The organism is Streptomyces luteolifulvus (assembly GCF_008806595.1).
Classification (GTDB): Bacteria; Actinomycetota; Actinomycetes; order Streptomycetales; family Streptomycetaceae; genus Streptomyces; species Streptomyces luteolifulvus.
In genome coordinates, this window is the sequence record NZ_VZRB01000030.1 from 1 (window position 1) to 16,626 (window position 16,626).

16 protein-coding genes are annotated in these 16,626 nt (G+C 72.2%); 10 read left to right on the forward strand and 6 right to left on the reverse strand.

Features of this window, described 5'->3' with window-relative positions; translation table 11 throughout:
- Together F7R91_RS31775 and F7R91_RS43730 are read right to left on the reverse strand one after the other, a co-directional pair.
- A partial coding sequence (locus tag F7R91_RS31775; protein WP_225320888.1) for a helix-turn-helix domain-containing protein occupies positions 1-180 on the reverse strand: 180 nt, incomplete at its 3' end.
- Positions 181-441: 261 nt separating this feature from the next.
- Positions 442-861, reverse strand: coding sequence for a VanZ family protein (locus F7R91_RS43730; protein ID WP_191971711.1), 420 nt, complete (start codon positions 859-861; stop codon positions 442-444).
- A 768-nt stretch (positions 862-1,629) separates the two neighbouring features.
- Here F7R91_RS43730 and F7R91_RS31790 point away from each other — a divergent pair.
- From F7R91_RS31790 to F7R91_RS31810, 5 genes are all read left to right on the forward strand, one after another.
- Positions 1,630-2,418 (forward strand): DUF4142 domain-containing protein, encoded by a 789-nt coding sequence (locus F7R91_RS31790; protein WP_150954796.1) that lies wholly within the window; start codon positions 1,630-1,632, stop codon positions 2,416-2,418.
- 144 nt (positions 2,419-2,562) lie between these two features.
- Positions 2,563-3,885, forward strand: a complete 1,323-nt coding sequence (locus F7R91_RS31795; RefSeq protein WP_150954798.1) for a DUF692 domain-containing protein — start codon at positions 2,563-2,565, stop codon at positions 3,883-3,885.
- Positions 3,886-4,232: 347 nt separating this feature from the next.
- Complete coding sequence (locus F7R91_RS31800) at positions 4,233-5,021, forward strand: DUF4142 domain-containing protein (RefSeq protein WP_150954800.1); 789 nt, start codon at positions 4,233-4,235, stop codon at positions 5,019-5,021.
- 96 nt (positions 5,022-5,117) lie between these two features.
- Positions 5,118-5,891: a TIGR04222 domain-containing membrane protein gene (locus F7R91_RS31805; protein WP_150954802.1), complete on the forward strand. Its 774-nt coding sequence runs from the start codon at positions 5,118-5,120 to the stop codon at positions 5,889-5,891.
- A gap of 114 nt (positions 5,892-6,005) precedes the next feature.
- Positions 6,006-7,586, forward strand: coding sequence for an alpha/beta hydrolase (locus F7R91_RS31810; RefSeq protein WP_150954805.1), 1,581 nt, complete (start codon positions 6,006-6,008; stop codon positions 7,584-7,586).
- Between the two features lie 43 nt (positions 7,587-7,629).
- On the opposite strand, the gene hemQ is transcribed toward F7R91_RS31810, so the two are convergent.
- A complete protein-coding gene (gene hemQ, locus F7R91_RS31815) occupies positions 7,630-8,361 on the reverse strand; it encodes a hydrogen peroxide-dependent heme synthase (RefSeq protein ID WP_150954808.1) in 732 nt (243 codons plus the stop codon).
- Between the two features lie 5 nt (positions 8,362-8,366).
- Positions 8,367-9,824: a protoporphyrinogen oxidase gene (hemG, locus tag F7R91_RS31820; RefSeq protein WP_150954811.1), complete on the reverse strand. Its 1,458-nt coding sequence runs from the start codon at positions 9,822-9,824 to the stop codon at positions 8,367-8,369.
- Between the two features lie 158 nt (positions 9,825-9,982).
- On the opposite strand from hemG, the gene F7R91_RS31825 reads away from it, so the two are divergent.
- Complete coding sequence (locus F7R91_RS31825; protein ID WP_150954814.1) at positions 9,983-10,963, forward strand: DUF4349 domain-containing protein; 981 nt, start codon at positions 9,983-9,985, stop codon at positions 10,961-10,963.
- A gap of 71 nt (positions 10,964-11,034) precedes the next feature.
- On the forward strand, positions 11,035-12,429 hold the full coding sequence (locus F7R91_RS31830; protein WP_150954817.1) for an FAD-dependent oxidoreductase: 1,395 nt from the start codon (positions 11,035-11,037) through the stop codon (positions 12,427-12,429).
- A gap of 23 nt (positions 12,430-12,452) precedes the next feature.
- Here the strand turns inward: F7R91_RS31830 and F7R91_RS31835 are convergent, their stop codons facing one another.
- A complete protein-coding gene (locus F7R91_RS31835) occupies positions 12,453-12,773 on the reverse strand; it encodes a hypothetical protein (RefSeq protein ID WP_150954820.1) in 321 nt (106 codons plus the stop codon).
- Positions 12,774-12,898: 125 nt separating this feature from the next.
- Between F7R91_RS31835 and F7R91_RS31840 the strand changes: the two genes are divergently transcribed.
- Positions 12,899-13,726 (forward strand): rhomboid family intramembrane serine protease, encoded by an 828-nt coding sequence (locus tag F7R91_RS31840; RefSeq protein ID WP_150954835.1) that lies wholly within the window; start codon positions 12,899-12,901, stop codon positions 13,724-13,726.
- Between the two features lie 42 nt (positions 13,727-13,768).
- On the opposite strand, the gene hemE is transcribed toward F7R91_RS31840, so the two are convergent.
- On the reverse strand, positions 13,769-14,848 hold the full coding sequence (gene hemE / locus F7R91_RS31845) for a uroporphyrinogen decarboxylase (protein ID WP_150954837.1): 1,080 nt from the start codon (positions 14,846-14,848) through the stop codon (positions 13,769-13,771).
- Between the two features lie 145 nt (positions 14,849-14,993).
- On the opposite strand from hemE, the gene F7R91_RS31850 reads away from it, so the two are divergent.
- Together F7R91_RS31850 and F7R91_RS31855 are read left to right on the forward strand one after the other, a co-directional pair.
- Positions 14,994-15,662, forward strand: coding sequence for a DUF3000 domain-containing protein (locus F7R91_RS31850; RefSeq protein ID WP_150954840.1), 669 nt, complete (start codon positions 14,994-14,996; stop codon positions 15,660-15,662).
- Positions 15,663-15,925: 263 nt separating this feature from the next.
- The gene (locus F7R91_RS31855; protein ID WP_150954843.1) at positions 15,926-16,588 is read left to right on the forward strand and encodes a response regulator transcription factor; all 663 of its coding nucleotides are present in this window, start codon (positions 15,926-15,928) and stop codon (positions 16,586-16,588) included.
- Positions 16,589-16,626: the final 38 nt, after the last annotated feature.

A 16,626-nucleotide genomic window follows, 5' to 3' on the forward strand; every position in this document is an offset into this window, starting at 1 on the left:
AACGAGTTCGTCCAGGGGGAGGCCGTAGGCGCGGGCGAGCGGGAGCAGCAGTTCCAGGTTGGGTTTGCGCCCACCGCTCTCCAGCCGGGACAGCGTGCTCTCAGAGATGCCGGTGGTCTCGGCCAGGCCCACACCCCGTTCGCCCTTCCCCGCGCCGAGGTCCTGCGCCGGGCCGCGCACGCCCTCACCCCGGGCGCTCCTGCTCGTCGACCACAGCTCGGTGCGCCCCTGGGCCTGGAACCCCGACCACGAGACCCACGATCTACGACGGCCTCGCCCTCGACCCCACGGGGTGGGGGCCCGAACGCCTCGACGGCCTCCGGCGCAAAGCCACCGGACCGGGCGGGACAGACGGGCACGCGGCAGCGGCCAGGGGCCCGATGCCGGGCATGCCGGCGATCACTTCGGCATGTTTCGCATGGGTGTCGGGAGAGTGGTCGGTCAGGAGCGGGCGGTGGTGGCATCCGCCGCGGGACGAATCGTGGGACGGGCGCCGGTCTGCCCCTTCGACGCGAACGCGGAGCCCGGCAGGGCAAGGGGGTTGAGCAGACGGGCAACGGCCGGGATGCGGGCCGCGCGGTACAGGACCACGCAACCGAGGTATCCGCCGAGCGTGTTGACGAGGAGGTCGGTGGTGTCCGTCAGACGGGCGTTGTTGCACACGACGTACATGAGGAGCTGGGTCACCTCGATCGACAGGCTCACTGCGGCCGTGACGGCGGTGACCCGCCCCATGGAGCCGACCCGGGCGGACATCAGCGGCAGCAGCATGCCGAGCGGGATCATGAGGATCACGTTGGCGGTGATGCTGGGGTCGGGGCTGGGCGCCGGGATCCAGTTGATCTGGTTGGTCCAGGGCATGAGGTTGGCGTACGGGCCGTAGGTCACCGTGATCGGGAAGAGCGCGCGCTGTCGTAGGCATGGCCGCCGAACTTTGACCAGGAGCGACCTCGTGATGGACCGCACCGCGCAGCCGCACGCTCCCTTGCCGGCGCCGTGCACGGGGCTGCCCTGCTCGAATCCTGGTAGATCTGCTCGGCGTGGGCATCGGCATGCCGGGGCGTGGCAGGACGTGTTGTCGGACTCCCTGCAGGCCTGGGCGACTTCGATGCGGAGAATGAAGCGGTCGTCGGGATTGTCGAGATCACGCGCCCCGGACGGCGAGGCGATGCGAATGCCCCTGCTCTCCGCGACGGACAGCAGCCTCTCCAAGTCGAACGGCTGTCTCATGCATCCTCGATCGCCGGGAGCATGGCGTCCCCTCTGGGCCGCTTGCGGTCGCGCTGCCACGCGGAGCGCGAGTTGTCTACGAAGATGTGCGTTTCGGAGATCGGCCAGTCCAGACGCTGGGCCAAGTCGCGGCAGTCGGCTTCCTGCCTGTCCACTTTCTCCAGCGAACGTCCGGGGCGTCGCTCAACCGGCAGTAGACACAGGCACGTTGGGGCAGTGCTTGCGTCATGGTTGGAGTGTACGAGTCAGGAGAGGCCCACAGCAGCGGCCGTATCACTTTGCCTGCCCTTTGTGAGTTTTTACTCTCTGTTTGAACATCGGGACCGCTCCCCGCGTACCCCCTGGCACCGGCGCAGCATCACCTGCCCCAACGACCAGTCCGATATCCGGGAGGCTCCTTTGCCGCCTATCAACGGTACGGCCCTCTTCGTCGCGGCCCTCGTGGCCACCGTGGGCGCGCTCGCCTTCCCCGTGTGGTCCTACGCCGACCGCTCCGGCACCGGCGAGGCGAATCTCGCCGCCGGCACCGTCGCCACGCAGTGGGGGCCGCTGTCGGCCGCGGACCGCGATCTGATCGTGCGTGTCCGGCTGGCCGGCCTGTGGGAACTGCCGGCCGGGCAGCAGGCCATGGAACGCGCACCCAGCGAGGCGATCAAGGAGGCCGCGGACCATCTGATCGTCGGTCACACCGACCTCGACAGGCGGGTGCGGATCATCGCCGCGCAGCTCGGCGTCGAGCTGCCCAACCAGCCGAACGAGCAGCAGCAGGGCTGGCTGCGGGAGATGACGGCGGCGAGCGGTGTGCAGTACGAGTACAAGTTCGCCAACCTGCTGCGGGCCGCCCACGGCAAGATCTTCCCGGCGATCGGCGCCGTCCGGAACAGCACCCGCAACACGCTCGTACGACAGCTCGCCTCCGATGCCAACCAGACCGTGCTCGACCACATCACGGTCCTGGAGAAGACCGGCCGGGTCGACTTCGACGCCATCGCCAACGACATGGTGGCGGGCACGACCGCCAGCCCGTCCGGCCCCCCGGCACCGGTGCCCGGCCAGCTCGTGCCCTCGGCGCCGGCCGCGCAGGCAACCGGGGACATCAAGACCACCTCGCGGCCGTCTCCCGGCGCGCCGGGCACGGTCAACACGAAGCGGCCGGACCCGGTGGACTCGCAGGGCGTGCTGGGGTGATGACGGCCGCGCGCCCGGCCTCCCGAACCTCAAATGTTGCTCTGAACGTTGCGGGGCAGGGTTCGGCCCCGGGCGCCGGGGCCATACCCCCGTCACATCCAGGCGGACCGCACGGGGGATCCGGAAAGACGCGAGGAGGGGACCATGAAGCGACCGGGGACACTGGGGACGGGGATCGGATGGCGGCCGGAGATCGCGGACGCCGTGGAGCGCATGCCGGGCATCGACTGGGTCGAGGCCGTGGCCGAGAACACCTGTCCGGGGCATCTCCCCGAGTCGCTGCGGCGTCTGCGGGAGCGCGGGGTCACGGTCGTGCCGCACGGTGTCTCGCTCGGCCTCGGCGGCGCCGACCGGCCCGACGAGGCCCGTCTGACGGCCCTCGCGGAGCGTGCCGAGGCGCTGGGCTCGCCGCTGGTCACCGAGCACATCGCGTTCGTCCGCGCGGGCGGGCCGCTGACCGCCTCCCCACGGCTGGAGGCGGGGCACCTGCTGCCCGTCCCGCGCACCCAGGACGCCCTCGACGTCCTGTGCGAGAACATCCGCATCGCACAGGACGCGCTGCCGGTGCCGCTCGCCGTGGAGAACATCGCCGCGCTCATCTCCTGGCCGGGCGAGGAGATGACGGAGGGACAGTTCCTGTACGAGCTGGCCGACCGCACCGGGGTACGCCTCCTGATCGACGTGGCCAATCTGCACACCAACCACGTCAACCGGGGCGAGGACCCCGAGAAGGCGCTCGCCGAGCTTCCCCTGGAGGCCATCGCGTACGTCCATGTCGCGGGCGGTTTCGAACGCGACGGCGTCTGGCACGACAGCCACGCCCACCCGGTCCCGCGGCCGGTCCTCGACATCCTGACCGACCTCGCCTCCCGGGTCTCCCCGCCCGGGGTGCTCCTGGAGAGGGACGAGAACTTTCCCGCACCGGCGGAGCTGGAGGGGGAGTTGGCGGCGATACGGGAAGCGCTGGCGGCGGGCGGGACGCGGCGAGCCCCGGAGCCCGCTGACGGGCCGGCACTGGGCCTCGCGGAACCGTCCCCCGCCGCCACCACCGACCCGGCCCGTCAGCGCCTCGCCCTCGCGCAGGCCGCGCTGCTGTCCGCGCTGGTCGCCGGGACGCCGGTGCCCGAGGGCTTCGACCGGGTGCGGCTGGGCGTCCAGGCACGGGCGCTCGCCGGCAAGCGGGCCGACGTGGTGGCCAAGCTCGCGCCCGAACTGCCGGACATCCTCCGGGACGCCTACCGCCCCGCGTTCCTCGCGTACGCAAGCGGCCACCCGATGACGGCCGGCTACCGCCGCGACGCCCTGGATTTCGCCGCGCACCTGCTCGAGACGGGCCGCCCCGAGGACACCCGGACACGCCGCGAGCTACGAGAGTGGTGGCTGGACCGCTCGGGCCCCACCCCCCGCCCCCACCGCCGGACCGCCCGCCTGACCCAGGCCACCCGCCGAGCCCTCCTGGGCCACTGACCCCACACATCCAGGCCACCCGCCCATCCGCAGACAGCCACACCCCGCCCAACTGCGGACCATCGCCCCACCCAGCCGCGGGCAGCCGCATCCCGCCCAGCTCGCGAGCATCGCCCGCCCAACTGCGGGCAATCGTGCCGCCTGGGGTGGCACGGGTGGGCGCAGGCGGCACCCCGCAAGCGCCGGGCCGCGCAACCCACCCCCAGCACCGACCCCGGCCCACCACTCAGCGCACGCCCCACCCAGCCCACCCTCGCCCCACCCCCAGCCCGCATGGACCCCGCAGTAACATGCCCATGCCGCACCCCCCAACCCACTAGCGTGCGGTGCCGCAAGCAGGAGGCACCATGCGACCGCGACCCCCCGTCAAGGGCAAAGGCATACTCAGTGGAACCGGGCTCATCATCACCGGCCTGGCGGCGACCCTGTTGGCGCTGATCTTCCCGATCTGGTCGTACGCCGACCGTTCCGGCACCGGCGTCGACGTACTGAACGCCACGACCGTGTCGACGAGATACGGTCCACTGTCCGCCCTGGACCGGGAGTTCGTCACGAAGGTGCGCCTCGCGGGCCTGTGGGAGCTGCCCGCCGGCCAGCAGGCGCAGCAGAAGGGCACCACCCAGGCCGTACGCACGGCGGGACAGCACCTGATCGAGGGCCACGCGTTCCTCGACGCCCGCGTCCGCGACGTCGCGGCAAAGCTCGGCCTCGAACTGCCCAACCAGCCGAACGACCAGCAGAAGCAGTGGCTCGCGACCCTGGACGCGGCCCAGGGCATCGAGTACGACCGCCAGTTCGCCAACATCCTGCGCCTGGCCCACGGCAAGGTGTTCTCGGTCGTCGCGCAGGTACGGGCGGCCACCCGCAACTCCCTGGTCCGCGCCCTCGCCGACGACGCGAACACCACCGTGCTGGACCACATCAAGATCCTGGAGGCCACCGGATACGTCGACTTCGACGCCCTGGCCCGGGACATGGCCGCCGCGAGCACCCCACCGATCAGCAACTCCCCGGCCCCGCCCGGCCCCGCCTCCGACCCGGGCCCGGCAGTACCCGTGACGCCGACGGCCGCACCGAGCTACTCCCTGCCCCCGCCCGCCACCAGCCCTCCCCCGGAGCCGTCCGACGAGCAGTGACCGGAGCGGCAAGCGGAACGTCACATCCCGACAACGCATCGTCCGGATCGTGAGCAGGGCATGGATTTTCCCGGACCCCGAGCATAGAAAATCCACATGTTCTGGGTCCTTCTCCTGCTGCTTGCCTGGGCCGCCGCCGGCACGGCGTGTACACGGCTGTGCCTGGCCGCCGTACGCTCGGCGGCCATCGATGTGAACCCGGGCCGGCGACACGACCTGACGCTCTACGAGGCCGCGTTCCTGTCCGGCGGCCCCCGGCGGGTCGCCGACCTGACGCTCGTGTCCATGGCGCGCCAGCAGCGGCTGCTGCTCGCGCACACCGGCTGGGCGACCGTCGTCGACCCACGTGGGCGGGACGACATGGAGCGCTCGGTGATAGGGGCCATAGGCCCGGAGGGCCAGTCCCGGATTGCCCCGGTACGGGCCGCCGCGGCGGCCGCGGACCCGGTGCGCGGCATCGGCGACCGGCTGGTCAGCGCGGGCCTCGCCGTGCCCGACGGGGACCGGACGAGCATCGCGGCCGGAGTACGCCAGGTGCGGGCCGCCGCGGTGGCCGTCCTCGCGCTGGGCGCCGCAGCGCTGCTGATGCCCGCTCAGTCCGACATGCCGCGCACCCTGGTCGCCCTCTGGTTCGCGCTTCCCCTCACCCTGACCCTGAGCTGCCTCGCCCTCGCGCGGATCGAGGTCCACCCGTACTCACGCTGGGCCTCCCCGGCCGGCCGGCGGCTGCTCGGCACGCTGACCCGGCACACCGGCGGGGGCGACGACCGGGGCTACCTCACCTCCGTCGCCGTACGCGGTGTCCGCGCCATCGGCGAACCGGACCTGCGCGCCGCCTTCGAGCACCGGGAGCAGTCCGGGCGGGACTGATCGGCCGAGCGCGCACAGGGGTTTTGGGGGCGACACCAGCCGACGGTGCTTGCCTTCCCCCATCCGCGAACGAAACATCCCTTTTGTCGCTGCCGCGCACCGAAGGGATACGCGATGAGAGCCCCCGCCCTCTACACGGCCGCCGGGTCCTTGCTCCTGACCACACTCGCCGCCGCCCCGGCCGGCGGCATCCCCGGGACGCCCGGCGACGCACTCCAGCTGGGCGGCACCGCGATCGCCGCCGCGCGGGCCGAGGCCAAGGGCATCACCTTCGGCGCCTGTCCCGACGCGGAGGACATGCCGGCCGCCCTGCAGTGCGGCACGGTGTCCGTCCCACTCGACTATGCGCATCCCGACGGCAAGCAGATCAGGCTGACCGTCAGCCGGGTGCGGGCCACCCACAAGGACCCGCACAACAGCAAGCGCCTGGTGCCCCGTCAGGGCGCCCTGGTCTTCAACCCGGGCGGGCCCGGCGGTTCCGGGCTGTACTTCCCGCTGGCCGGCCTGCTGCCGGAGTGGAAGCGCATCGGCGCGGCGTACGACCTCGTCGGCTACGAGCCGCGCGGGGTGGGCCGTTCCGCTCCCCTGTCCTGCCGGGATCCCCAGCAGTTCTTCAAGGCGCCCTCCCAGTCGCCGACGCATCCCTCGGAGTCGTACAAGAAGGAGCGCATCGCCGAGGCCAAGGCGTACGCGGCCGGCTGCGCCCAGCGGGCGGGCAGCGTGCTGAAGCACTACACCTCCCTCAACAACGCCCGCGACCTGGACGTCCTGCGCGCGGCGCTCGGCGAGCCGCGGCTGACGTTCATGGGCGCGTCCTACGGCACGTACTTCGGGTCCCTGTACGCCACGCTGTTCCCCTCGCACGTACGGCGGATGGTGTTCGACGCGCCGGTGAACCCGGACCCCGAGCAGATCTGGTACCGCAACAACCTCGACCAGTCGGCCGCGTTCGAGGCCCGCTGGGCGGACTTCCGGGAGTGGGTCGCCAGGCACGACACGGTGTACGGGCTCGGCGACACGGCGGAGAAGGTGCAGCGCAGCTACGAGAAGGTGCGGGCCGGGCTCGCCGCCGAACCGGCGGGCGGCACGGTGGGGCCGGGGCAGTTGCAGGGCGCGTTCCTGTCGGCCGGGTACTACGACGACTTCTGGCCGCACCGGGCGCAGGCGCTGTCGGCGTATCTGAAGGGTGACCCGAAGCCGCTGATCCAGCAGGCCGGGCCGCATCCGGAGGCGGCGGCCGAGGCGGAGAACACCAGCGCGGTCTACACGGCCGTCGAGTGCAACGACGCCGCCTGGCCGACGGACTGGAAGGTCTGGGACCGGGACAACACCCGGCTCGCGCGCGTGGCGCCCTTCGAGACCTGGGACAACGTGTGGATGAACCTGCCGTGCGCCTACTGGCCGGCGGCGCGGCAGGAGCCCCTGGATGTGCGGACGGGGCCGGGGGAGCTGCCGCCGGCCCTCATCCTCGCGGCCGAGCGGGATGCTGCCGCGCCGTACGACGGAGCGCTCGAAATGCACCGGCGGCTGTCCGGTTCGGTCCTGGTGACCGAACGCGACGCGGGCACGCACGGCATCGCGGGCGGCCCCAACAGCTGCGTCAACGGCCACCTGGACGCGTATCTGCTGGAAGGGGAACTCCCGGCACGGCGCGCGGCCTGCGCGCCGCACCCGGAGCCGAGCCCTTCGCGGTGAGGCAGTCCGGAAGCGCCCTTCAGAGCCTGTGTCAGGGCTGCGGTCAGGCCAGGCCCGAGACCAGTTCCGCCACGGACTTGCGGCGGCCCGTGAAGAAGGGCACCTCCTCGCGGACGTGCATGCGGGCCTCCGAGGCGCGGAGATGGCGCATGAGGTCGACGATGCGGTACAGCTCGTCGGCCTCGAAGGCGAGGATCCACTCGTAGTCGCCGAGGGAGAACGAGGCGACCGTGTTGGCGCGCACGTCCGGGTAGCCGCGGGCCATCCTGCCGTGGTCGGCGAGCATGCGGCGGCGGTCCTCGTCGGGCAGCAGGTACCAGTCGTAGGAGCGCACGAAGGGGTAGACGCTGATGTAGTCGCGCGGCGTCTCGTCGGCGAGGAACGCCGGGATGTGCGAGCGGTTGAACTCGGCGGGGCGGTGCAGCGCCATGTTCGACCAGACCGGCTCCAGGGCGCGGCCCAGCTTCGTGCGGCGGAACAGGTTGTACGCCTCCTGCAGCTGGTCGCTGGTCTCGGCGTGCCACCAGATCATGAGGTCGGCGTCGGCACGCAGGCCCGAGACGTCGTAGGTGCCGCGGATCGTCACGTCCTTCGCGGCGAGCTGGTCGAACAGCTCCTGGACCTCGTCGGCGTAGCCCGCGCGGTCCTCGGGCAGCACGTCCTTCAGCTTGAAGACCGACCAGAGGGTGTAGCGGATGACCTCGTTCAGATCCTTGGCCAGCTTGCCCTTGTTCGGGATCCTGCCGGACTCGGTGGTGGGCGCGTCGTCACTCATGGTCCCTATTCTCCCGCTCCGCCGTGCAGGCTCTGCACCGGGTGGGCGGTGAGCTCCTCCCCGCCGCGCAGGTCGCCCTCGACCTGGCCGGCTGCGGCGTACGCGCTCGCGATGCAGGCCGGGATGCCCACGCCGTCGTACGCCGCTCCGCACACCGCGAGGCCCGGCAGCTTGCCGAGGTGCTCGCGGATGCGGGCCACGCGCGTGTGGTGGCCGACCGGGTACTGGGGCAGGCCCTCGTCCCAGCGGGTGACGCGGGTTTCGAGGGGCGCGGCGGTGAGGCCGGTCGCCGCCTCGAGGTCGTGCCGCGACACGTCGACCAGCTCGGCGTCCTCGCGCTGGAGGATCTCCGTCTCGCCGTACCGCCCGACCGAGGTGCGCAGGACGACCACGTCAGGATTCTCCTCGGCGATCCAGCCCCACTTCCGGGAGGCGAAGGTCGACGCCTTGATGGTGTGCCCGTCGACGGGGGGCACCAGGAAGCCGCTGCCTTCGGGAAGCGTGATCTCGTCGCGGCGGTAGGCGAGGGTGACCAGGGCCATCGAGGCGTACTCGACGGTGGCGAGCTCGGCGGCGGCCGCGGGGGCCTCGGCGCGCAGGAGCCCGGCGGCGACCGGGGCGGGGGCGGCGAGGACGACGGCGTCCGCGTGCAGCACCCGGTCACCGGCGACGACACGCCACAGCGCATCCCCCTCGGTCCTGCGCAGTTCCCGCACCGGTGTCCCGGTCAGGATCTCGCCGCCGCGCTGCCGCACGGACTCCGCCACCGCGAGCGGCAGGGTGCCCACTCCGCCCTCGATGCCCATGAACACCGGCCCGGTCTGCTGGGCGGCGGCCGCCCTGGCCTGGATCTCGCGGACCGCCTCCGTCAGGGAGTCGTGGCTCTGCGCGGCCTGGAAGAGCTGGGGGACGGCCGCGCGCATCGAGATGCGGTACGCGTCGCCCGCGTAGACGCCACCGAGCAGCGGCTCCACGAGGCGGTCGACGACCTCGCGGCCGAGCCGTGCCGCCACGTACTCCCCGACGGCCACGTCGTCGCCGACCTCCGTGCGGGGCAGGTCGGCGTCGCGCTCGATGCGGCGCAGGCCCTCGTCGGACAGGACTCCGGAGAGGGCGGCGGCGGTGCCGGGCACGCCCATGACGTGGCCCTTGGGCATGGGGCGCAGGGCACCGCGGGTCCACAGGGAGGCCGTCGCCGTGGCGGGCGGCCGGAGGCGGCCGGCGAGGCCCGCCTCGCGGGCCAGGGCCACGGCTTCCGGTCTGCGGGCCAGCATCGACTCGGCGCCGAGGTCCACGCGTCCGCCGGCGATCTCGCCGGGCAGCAGCTTGCCGCCGACGCGGTCCGAGGCCTCCAGCACGGTCACGCGTGTCCCGTCCCGCAACAGCCGGTGGGCGGCCGCCAGCCCCGCGATCCCGGCTCCGACGACGACGACATGCCCCGTACCCGTACCTGATCCGCTCATGGCTCCACCTTCTCAGACGGCTCCGACAGTCCCGCCAGGGCCATGTGGCCCTGCCGAGTCCCGACCGTGACCGCATCGGGACCGTTACCGCCCAACGTCCGGCCCCGGCCCCGCGTCGAAGTGATGTCAGTCGTCACGACCCCGGGGGGTACTCCCACATGCGAGCACGTTCCGTACGACCCGTTCAGGCCCTTGCAGGGCTCCTGCTGGCCTCGGCCCTCGCGCTGGCCGGCTGCAGCGGTGCGAACGACTCCAGCTCCGACTCCGGCGGCAGCGCCGCCCAGCAGGAAGCGGCGCAGAGCGACGCGAAGGCGGCCGCCCCGGGCGGCGCCGCCGACAGCGCGGGCGGCCGGAACGCGACCGCGCCGCCGAAGCTCACCGCGCACATCATCCGCACGGCGACCCTGACCGTGCAGGTCAAGGACGTGACCAAGTCCCTCGACGAGGCCCGCACCACCACCGAGAACGCGGGCGGCTACGTCGGGAGGGAGTCGACCTCCCGGGACGACGAGGGCAACGAGTACACGCGCGTGGTGCTGCGCGTGCCGGTCGAGCAGTACGACGAGGTCCTCACCGAGCTGGAGGGCGCGGGCAAGCTCCTGGAGCGCACCTCGAAGGCGCAGGACGTCACCGACCAGGTCGTCGACGTGGAGAGCCGCATCACGTCGCAGCGCGCCAGCGTGGCGCGGATCCGGGAACTGATGGACCGGGCCACCCGGCTCACGGACGTGGTGACGCTGGAGGGCGAGCTGAGCACCCGCCAGGCCGATCTGGAGGCGCTGCTCGCCCGGCAGGCATCCCTCAAGGACCGCACCAGCCTGGCCACCATCACCCTGTCGCTGTCCGAGAAGCCGGTGCAGAAGCCGGTCGAGGACGACGACCCGGGGATCGTCGACGCGCTGACGGGCGGCTGGGACGCGTTCGTCACGATGCTGCGCTGGATCGCGGTGGCTGTCGCAGCGGTGCTGCCGTTCGCCGCGGTGGCGGCGCTGATCGTGCTGCTGTGGCTGCGGGTCGTACGCGCCCGGTCGGGGCGCCGGCCGCGGACGGTGGCCGCTCCGGCCGCTGCGGGCCCGCTGCCGATGGCCCCGCCGGCCCCTCGGCCCACGCGCCCGCAGGAGGGCGGCCAGGAGGACTGAGGAGACGCACCGGGCACGGCGGAGCCCGGGCCGAGCGGGTGTGAAATGCCCTGTCCCCGTAGCGTGTTCGCATGAGTATGAGCGGAAAGGGCCACGGGGCGGAGCGACTGGTCGTGATCGGCGGCGACGCCGCGGGCATGTCCGCGGCGTCGCAGGCACGCAGGATGCGCGGGCCCGGCGAGCTGGAGATCGTGGCGTTCGAGCGCGGCCACTTCACCTCCTACTCGGCCTGCGGCATCCCGTACTGGGTCGGCGGCGACGTCACCGAACGGGACCGGCTCATCGCCCGCACTCCCGAGGAGCACCGCGCGCGTGACATCGACCTGCGCCTGCGGACCGAGGTCATGGAGATCGACGCCGGCCGGGGGCGGGTACGCACGCGTGACGTCGATTCCGGCGCCGAGTCGTGGACGTCGTACGACAAGCTCGTGATCGCGACGGGGGCGCGGCCGATCCGCCCCGACATGCCCGGCGCCGACGCGCCCGGGGTGCACGGGGTGCAGACGCTCGACGACGGCCAGGCCCTGCTGGACACGCTGGCACGCACGCGTGGCCGTCGTGCGGTGGTCGTCGGAGCCGGGTACATCGGCGTGGAGATGGCCGAGGCGCTCATCAACCGCGGCTACGAGGTGACGGTCGTCAACCGCGGCAGCGAGCCCATGGCGACGCTCGACCCGGACATGGGCCGGCTCGTCCACGAGGCCATGGAGGGCCTCGGCATCACCATGATCGACGACGCCGAGGTCACCAAGGTGCTCACCGGCGACGACGGCCGGGTCCGTGCGGTGGCCACGGAGGAGGCCGAGTACCCGGCGGACGTGGTCGTCCTCGGCATCGGCGTACGCCCCGAGACGGCGCTCGCCGCGGCGGCGGGGCTGCCCCTCGGCACCCATCGCGGGCTGCTGACCGATCTGGCGATGCGGGTGCGCGGGCACGAGAACATCTGGGCCGGCGGCGACTGCGTCGAGGTGCTCGACCTCGTCTCCGGGCAGCAGCGCCACATCGCCCTGGGTACCCATGCCAACAAGCACGGCCAGGTCATCGGCACCAACGTCGGCGGCGGCTACGCCACCTTCCCCGGTGTCGTCGGCACCGCGGTGAGCAAGGTGTGCAATCTGGAGATCGCGCGTACGGGTCTGCGGGAGAAGGACGCGCGACGGGTCGGCCTCCAGTTCGTGACGGTCACCGTCGAGTCCACCAGCCGCGCCGGTTACTACCCCGGCGCCTCCCCCATGACGGTGAAGATGCTCGCCGAGCGCCGCACGGGGCGGCTGCTCGGCGTGCAGATCGTGGGCCGGGAGGGCGCGGCGAAGCGGGTGGACATCGCGGCGGTGGCCCTGACCGCCGGAATGACGGTGGAACAGATGACGGCCCTGGACCTGGGCTACGCCCCGCCGTTCTCTCCGGTGTGGGACCCGGTACTGGTCGCCGCCCGCAAGGCCGTGTCCAAGGTGCGGGCGTCCTGACGCCAGGGCCTGGCGGACAGGCCCTAAGCCGTCCCGTTGATCCTCTCTATCGCCTGGCGCGCCTGTTCGGCCGGCGGGCGGGACGGCAGCGACGAGACGGACGCGCTGGAGGTCACCGCGGGCGGCTGCTCGCCCGCCGGCTTCGCGTGCGTGGCGGTCCTGCTGGACCGCAGCCGGTGGCTCACCGCCTCGTCGAGGGTCACCGGACGCTGCATCTGCGAGGCCAGCCGTCCGGCCTCCTGGCCGAGCCTGGCCACGTCCTCCCAGGGCAGACGGACCACGAGGGCGATCTCCGCCTCGCCGTCGGGCAACGCATGCATCGCGGGGGTCACTCGGTCGTTCATCGCCTGTTCCTCACGTCGTCCCCGCGACCCGCCTTGCCCGTGCCGCGGGCGGTTGAACAGACATACGGGCCCGCGGACGGCCGCGTTCACCGATTCGGCGGGCGCATCGGGGGCAGTACTTCCTTGTGGTCATCCCCGTCCATGACGTGAATCCGGTGCGCCGCACCCCCTGGGTGACGTACGCGCTGATCACGGCGAACGTCCTCGTCTTCCTGTTCACGCCCGGACTCGCCGGTTCCGTGGCGGGCGACAGCAGCCTGTCCCAGCTGTGCCATCTGCATGCGTTCCTGGATCACTACGCGGCCGTGCCACGGGAGTTGATCCACGATCAGCTGCCGCGGTTCGTCCCGACCGGCGAGGTCGCGCTGAGCCCGCAGGGGGCCGCGGGCTGTGTGGTGGGGCCGGCGGGCTACGACAAGTCCCCGCCCCTGAGCGTCTTCACGGCGATGTTCCTGCACGGCGGCTGGCTGCATCTGCTGGGCAACATGCTGTTCCTGCTGATCTTCGGCAACAACGTCGAGGACCGCATGGGTCATGTGCGGTACACGCTCTTCTACTTCGCCTGCGGCTACGCGGCGTCGTACGGCTTCGCGCTCCTCAACTCCGAGTCGGCCGACCCGCTGATCGGAGCGTCGGGAGCGATCGCCGGGGTCCTGGGCGCCTATCTGGTGCTGTACCCGAAGGCCAGGGTCTGGGTCCTCGTCCCGTTCCTGATCTTCCTGCCGTTGAGGCTGCCCGCATGGCTGGTGCTGGGCTCCTGGTTCGTGCTCCAGGCGGTGTACTCGTCCGGCGAGGGCGTCTCCGACGCCGGCACGGTGGCGTACGCGGCGCACATCGTCGGCTTCCTCGCCGGGATGCTGATCGCCTGGCCGCTGAGGCCGGGCACGCCACCGCCACCGGAGCCGCGCGGTCTGCTGTTCGGCAGGAAGGCGCGGCCCCGGCACACCTGGTGATCGCGGGGCCGGCTCAGCAGGCGGTCTGGGCGTGGACCCGGCTCAGCGGGCGGTCAGTGTGTGGACGTGGTCCACGAGGCGGGTCAGCGCGTCCGGATCGGTGGCCGGCATGACGCCGTGGCCGAGGTTGAAGACATGGCCCTCCAGTCCGGCCGCGGCGTCCAGGACCTCACGCGTCTTGGTCTCGACGGCTTCCCGGGTGGAGAAGAGCACCGTGGGGTCGAGGTTGCCCTGGAGCGCCTTGCCGGGGCCGACGCGGCGGGCGGCCTCGTCGAGCGGGACCCGCCAGTCGACGCCGACGACGTCCGCGCCCGCCTCGCCCATGAGGCCGAGCAGTTCGCCGGTGCCGACGCCGAAGTGGATGCGGGGGACGCCGTACCCGGCGACCGCCTGGAAGACCTTCGCCGAGGCGGGCATCACCGAGTGCCGGTAGTCGGCGGGCGAGAGGGCGCCGGCCCAGGAGTCGAAGAGCTGGACGGCGCAGGCGCCCGCCTCGATCTGCACCTTCAGGAACGCGGCCGTGATGTCGGCGAGACGGTCGAGCAGATCGGCCCACAGCCCGGGGTCGCCGTACATGATCGCCTTGGCGTTCTCGTAGGTGCGGGAGGGGCCGCCCTCCACGAGGTAGCTCGCGAGGGTGAACGGGGCGCCCGCGAAGCCGATGAGGGGGGTGGCGCCGAGCTCCCGGGTCAGCAGGCCGATCGCCTCGGTGACGTAGGAGACGTCCTCGGGGGTGAGGTCGCGCAGCCGGGCGAGGTCGGCACGGGTGCGGACCGGGTTCTCGACGACCGGGCCGACGCCGGGCTTGATGTCGAGGTCGATGCCGATGGCCTTGAGCGGGACGACGATGTCGCTGAAGAAGATCGCCGCGTCCACGTTGTGCCGGCGCACCGGCTGGAGGGTGATCTCGGTGACCAGCTCGGGCCTCATGCAGGACTCGAGCATCGGGATGCCCTCGCGCACCTTGCGGTACTCCGGAAGCGAGCGCCCGGCCTGCCGCATGAACCACACCGGCGTGTGCGGCACGGGCTCGCGCCGGCACGCCTTCAGGAAGGCGGAGTCCCTGACCGCTTCGGACGTCGCTGTCGGGTGCTTGCCCGAGGGGCTTTCGTTGGCGCTCACGACGAAAAGTCTCCCACGCCCCGCCGACCGTACCGGACCACGGGGGCATGCCTCCGCCCCGTTCGTGCGGCATGTTCCGGACAGGCGGCTTCCGGACGGGTGTCTCTCCCTGCACGAAGGCTCCGTTCCCCTTAATCTTCCCCGCATGGCTGCGGCTCAGGGACGACTGTCGGACGGCGCTGACGGAATGGACGACACCAAGGAGGGGGACCGGAATGCGAGCAGTACGGCTCCGCCCGCGTTCCGGGCGGCCGTCGACGCGCTGAGGACCGCGCGGCTGCGGCCGCAGGTCGAGATCGAGCCGACACCCGCGCCGCAGCGGCTCGCCCCCTTCTCCTACGCGCTGGAGGCCGCGGTCGTCGACGGCGACCAGGACCTGGCCGACGGCCGGCTGGTCCTGCTGCACGACCCGGCCGGGCACGACGCCTGGCGTGGCACCTTCCGGCTGGTGACGCTGGTGCGCGCGGAGCTGGAGCCGGAGATGGCGGCGGACCCGCTGCTGCCCGACGTGTGCTGGTCCTGGCTGACCGGCGCGCTCCAGGCGCGCGGACTGTCGTACGGCGAGCCGAGCGGCACCGTCACGCGCGCGAGTTCGCACTACTTCGGCGGACTGTCGGAGCGTCCGGCCGCCTCGCAGATCGAGATCCGGGCCTCCTGGACGCCCCGTGAGGGCCTCGGCGGTGTTCCGGACACGGCGGCCCATCTGGCCTCCTGGTGCGATCTGCTCGCCCAGGTCGCGGGTCTGCCGCCGGCCGGGCCGGGCGACGCGTCGGTGGTGACGCTGCCGCAGCGGCGGGGACCGCAGTCACGCTGACGCACCGTCCCCGCGTAAAACATTCTTGGTGATCTCTTTGTCGATACGGCCACTTTCTGCCACTGAAGTGAGCCTGTCCGAACCGACTCGATCTTCGGATGATCGATCGCGCGTCCGAATTGCACGGATTGTTACTCACTAGATCGTGATCATCCCCTAAAGGCGGACGGGGTTGGTGCCGAAGACGACTGTGACCTTGAAAGCACGGTTCGTACCGGCTTGATCCCCACGAGCCGGCCCCGACCCGCATCCCAGGAGGCCTGGTGTCCGTTCTCCTCGAGCAGCCCGCAAGCCTGGTCGCCTACCGCCCGAACAAGCCGACCGCCATGGTGGTCGTGGCCGACCCCCGCGTCCGCTCCACCGTCACCCGCCATCTGTGGGCGCTCGGTGTGCGCGATGTCATCGAGGCCTCGTCCGTCGCGGAGGCTCGTCCCCGCATCGGCAACCCCCGCGACATCTGCGTAGCGGACGTCCACCTGCCCGACGGCTCCGGTCTCACGCTGCTGTCGGAGACCCGCGCCGCGGGCTGGCCCAACGGCCTGGCCCTGTCCGCCGCCGACGACATCGGCGCCGTACGCAACGCGCTGGCCGGCGGTGTCAAGGGCTACGTCGTCACCGGCACCCGCACCAACCTCGGGCTCCCCACCCGGCCGGGTGCCGCCCCCATCGGCGCGGTCGCCGCCCGTATGCACCGCCGCCCCCCGGGTGCCCCGAGCCACCCGGGCGGCTACCGCGAACTGTCCGGCCGTGAGGTCGAGGTGCTGCGGCTGGTGGCGGAGGGCCAGTCGAACAAGGCGATCGGCGTCTCCATGGGCCTGTCCGCGCTGACCGTCAAGAGCCACCTCGCCCGTATCGCCCGCAAGCTCGGCACCGGTGACCGCGCCGGAATGGTCGCCGTGGCCCTGCGGACCGGCATCATCCACTGACCCCGACTCCCGTGGCAGTTCACGGACGTGAACCGGAT

Coding starts and splice junctions, on each gene's coding strand:
- F7R91_RS31800 (WP_150954800.1), top strand. CDS start 4,233: ATGCGACCGCGACCCCCCGTCAAGGGCAAAGGCATACTCAGTGGAACC.
- F7R91_RS31850 (WP_150954840.1), top strand. CDS start 14,994: ATGGCTGCGGCTCAGGGACGACTGTCGGACGGCGCTGACGGAATGGAC.
- F7R91_RS31810 (WP_150954805.1), top strand. CDS start 6,006: ATGAGAGCCCCCGCCCTCTACACGGCCGCCGGGTCCTTGCTCCTGACC.
- F7R91_RS31825 (WP_150954814.1), top strand. CDS start 9,983: ATGCGAGCACGTTCCGTACGACCCGTTCAGGCCCTTGCAGGGCTCCTG.
- F7R91_RS31795 (WP_150954798.1), top strand. CDS start 2,563: ATGAAGCGACCGGGGACACTGGGGACGGGGATCGGATGGCGGCCGGAG.
- F7R91_RS31805 (WP_150954802.1), top strand. CDS start 5,118: ATGTTCTGGGTCCTTCTCCTGCTGCTTGCCTGGGCCGCCGCCGGCACG.
- F7R91_RS31830 (WP_150954817.1), top strand. CDS start 11,035: ATGAGTATGAGCGGAAAGGGCCACGGGGCGGAGCGACTGGTCGTGATC.
- F7R91_RS31835 (WP_150954820.1), bottom strand. CDS start 12,773: ATGAACGACCGAGTGACCCCCGCGATGCATGCGTTGCCCGACGGCGAG.
- hemQ (WP_150954808.1), bottom strand. CDS start 8,361: ATGAGTGACGACGCGCCCACCACCGAGTCCGGCAGGATCCCGAACAAG.
- F7R91_RS43730 (WP_191971711.1), bottom strand. CDS start 861: ATGCCCTGGACCAACCAGATCAACTGGATCCCGGCGCCCAGCCCCGAC.
- hemG (WP_150954811.1), bottom strand. CDS start 9,824: ATGAGCGGATCAGGTACGGGTACGGGGCATGTCGTCGTCGTCGGAGCC.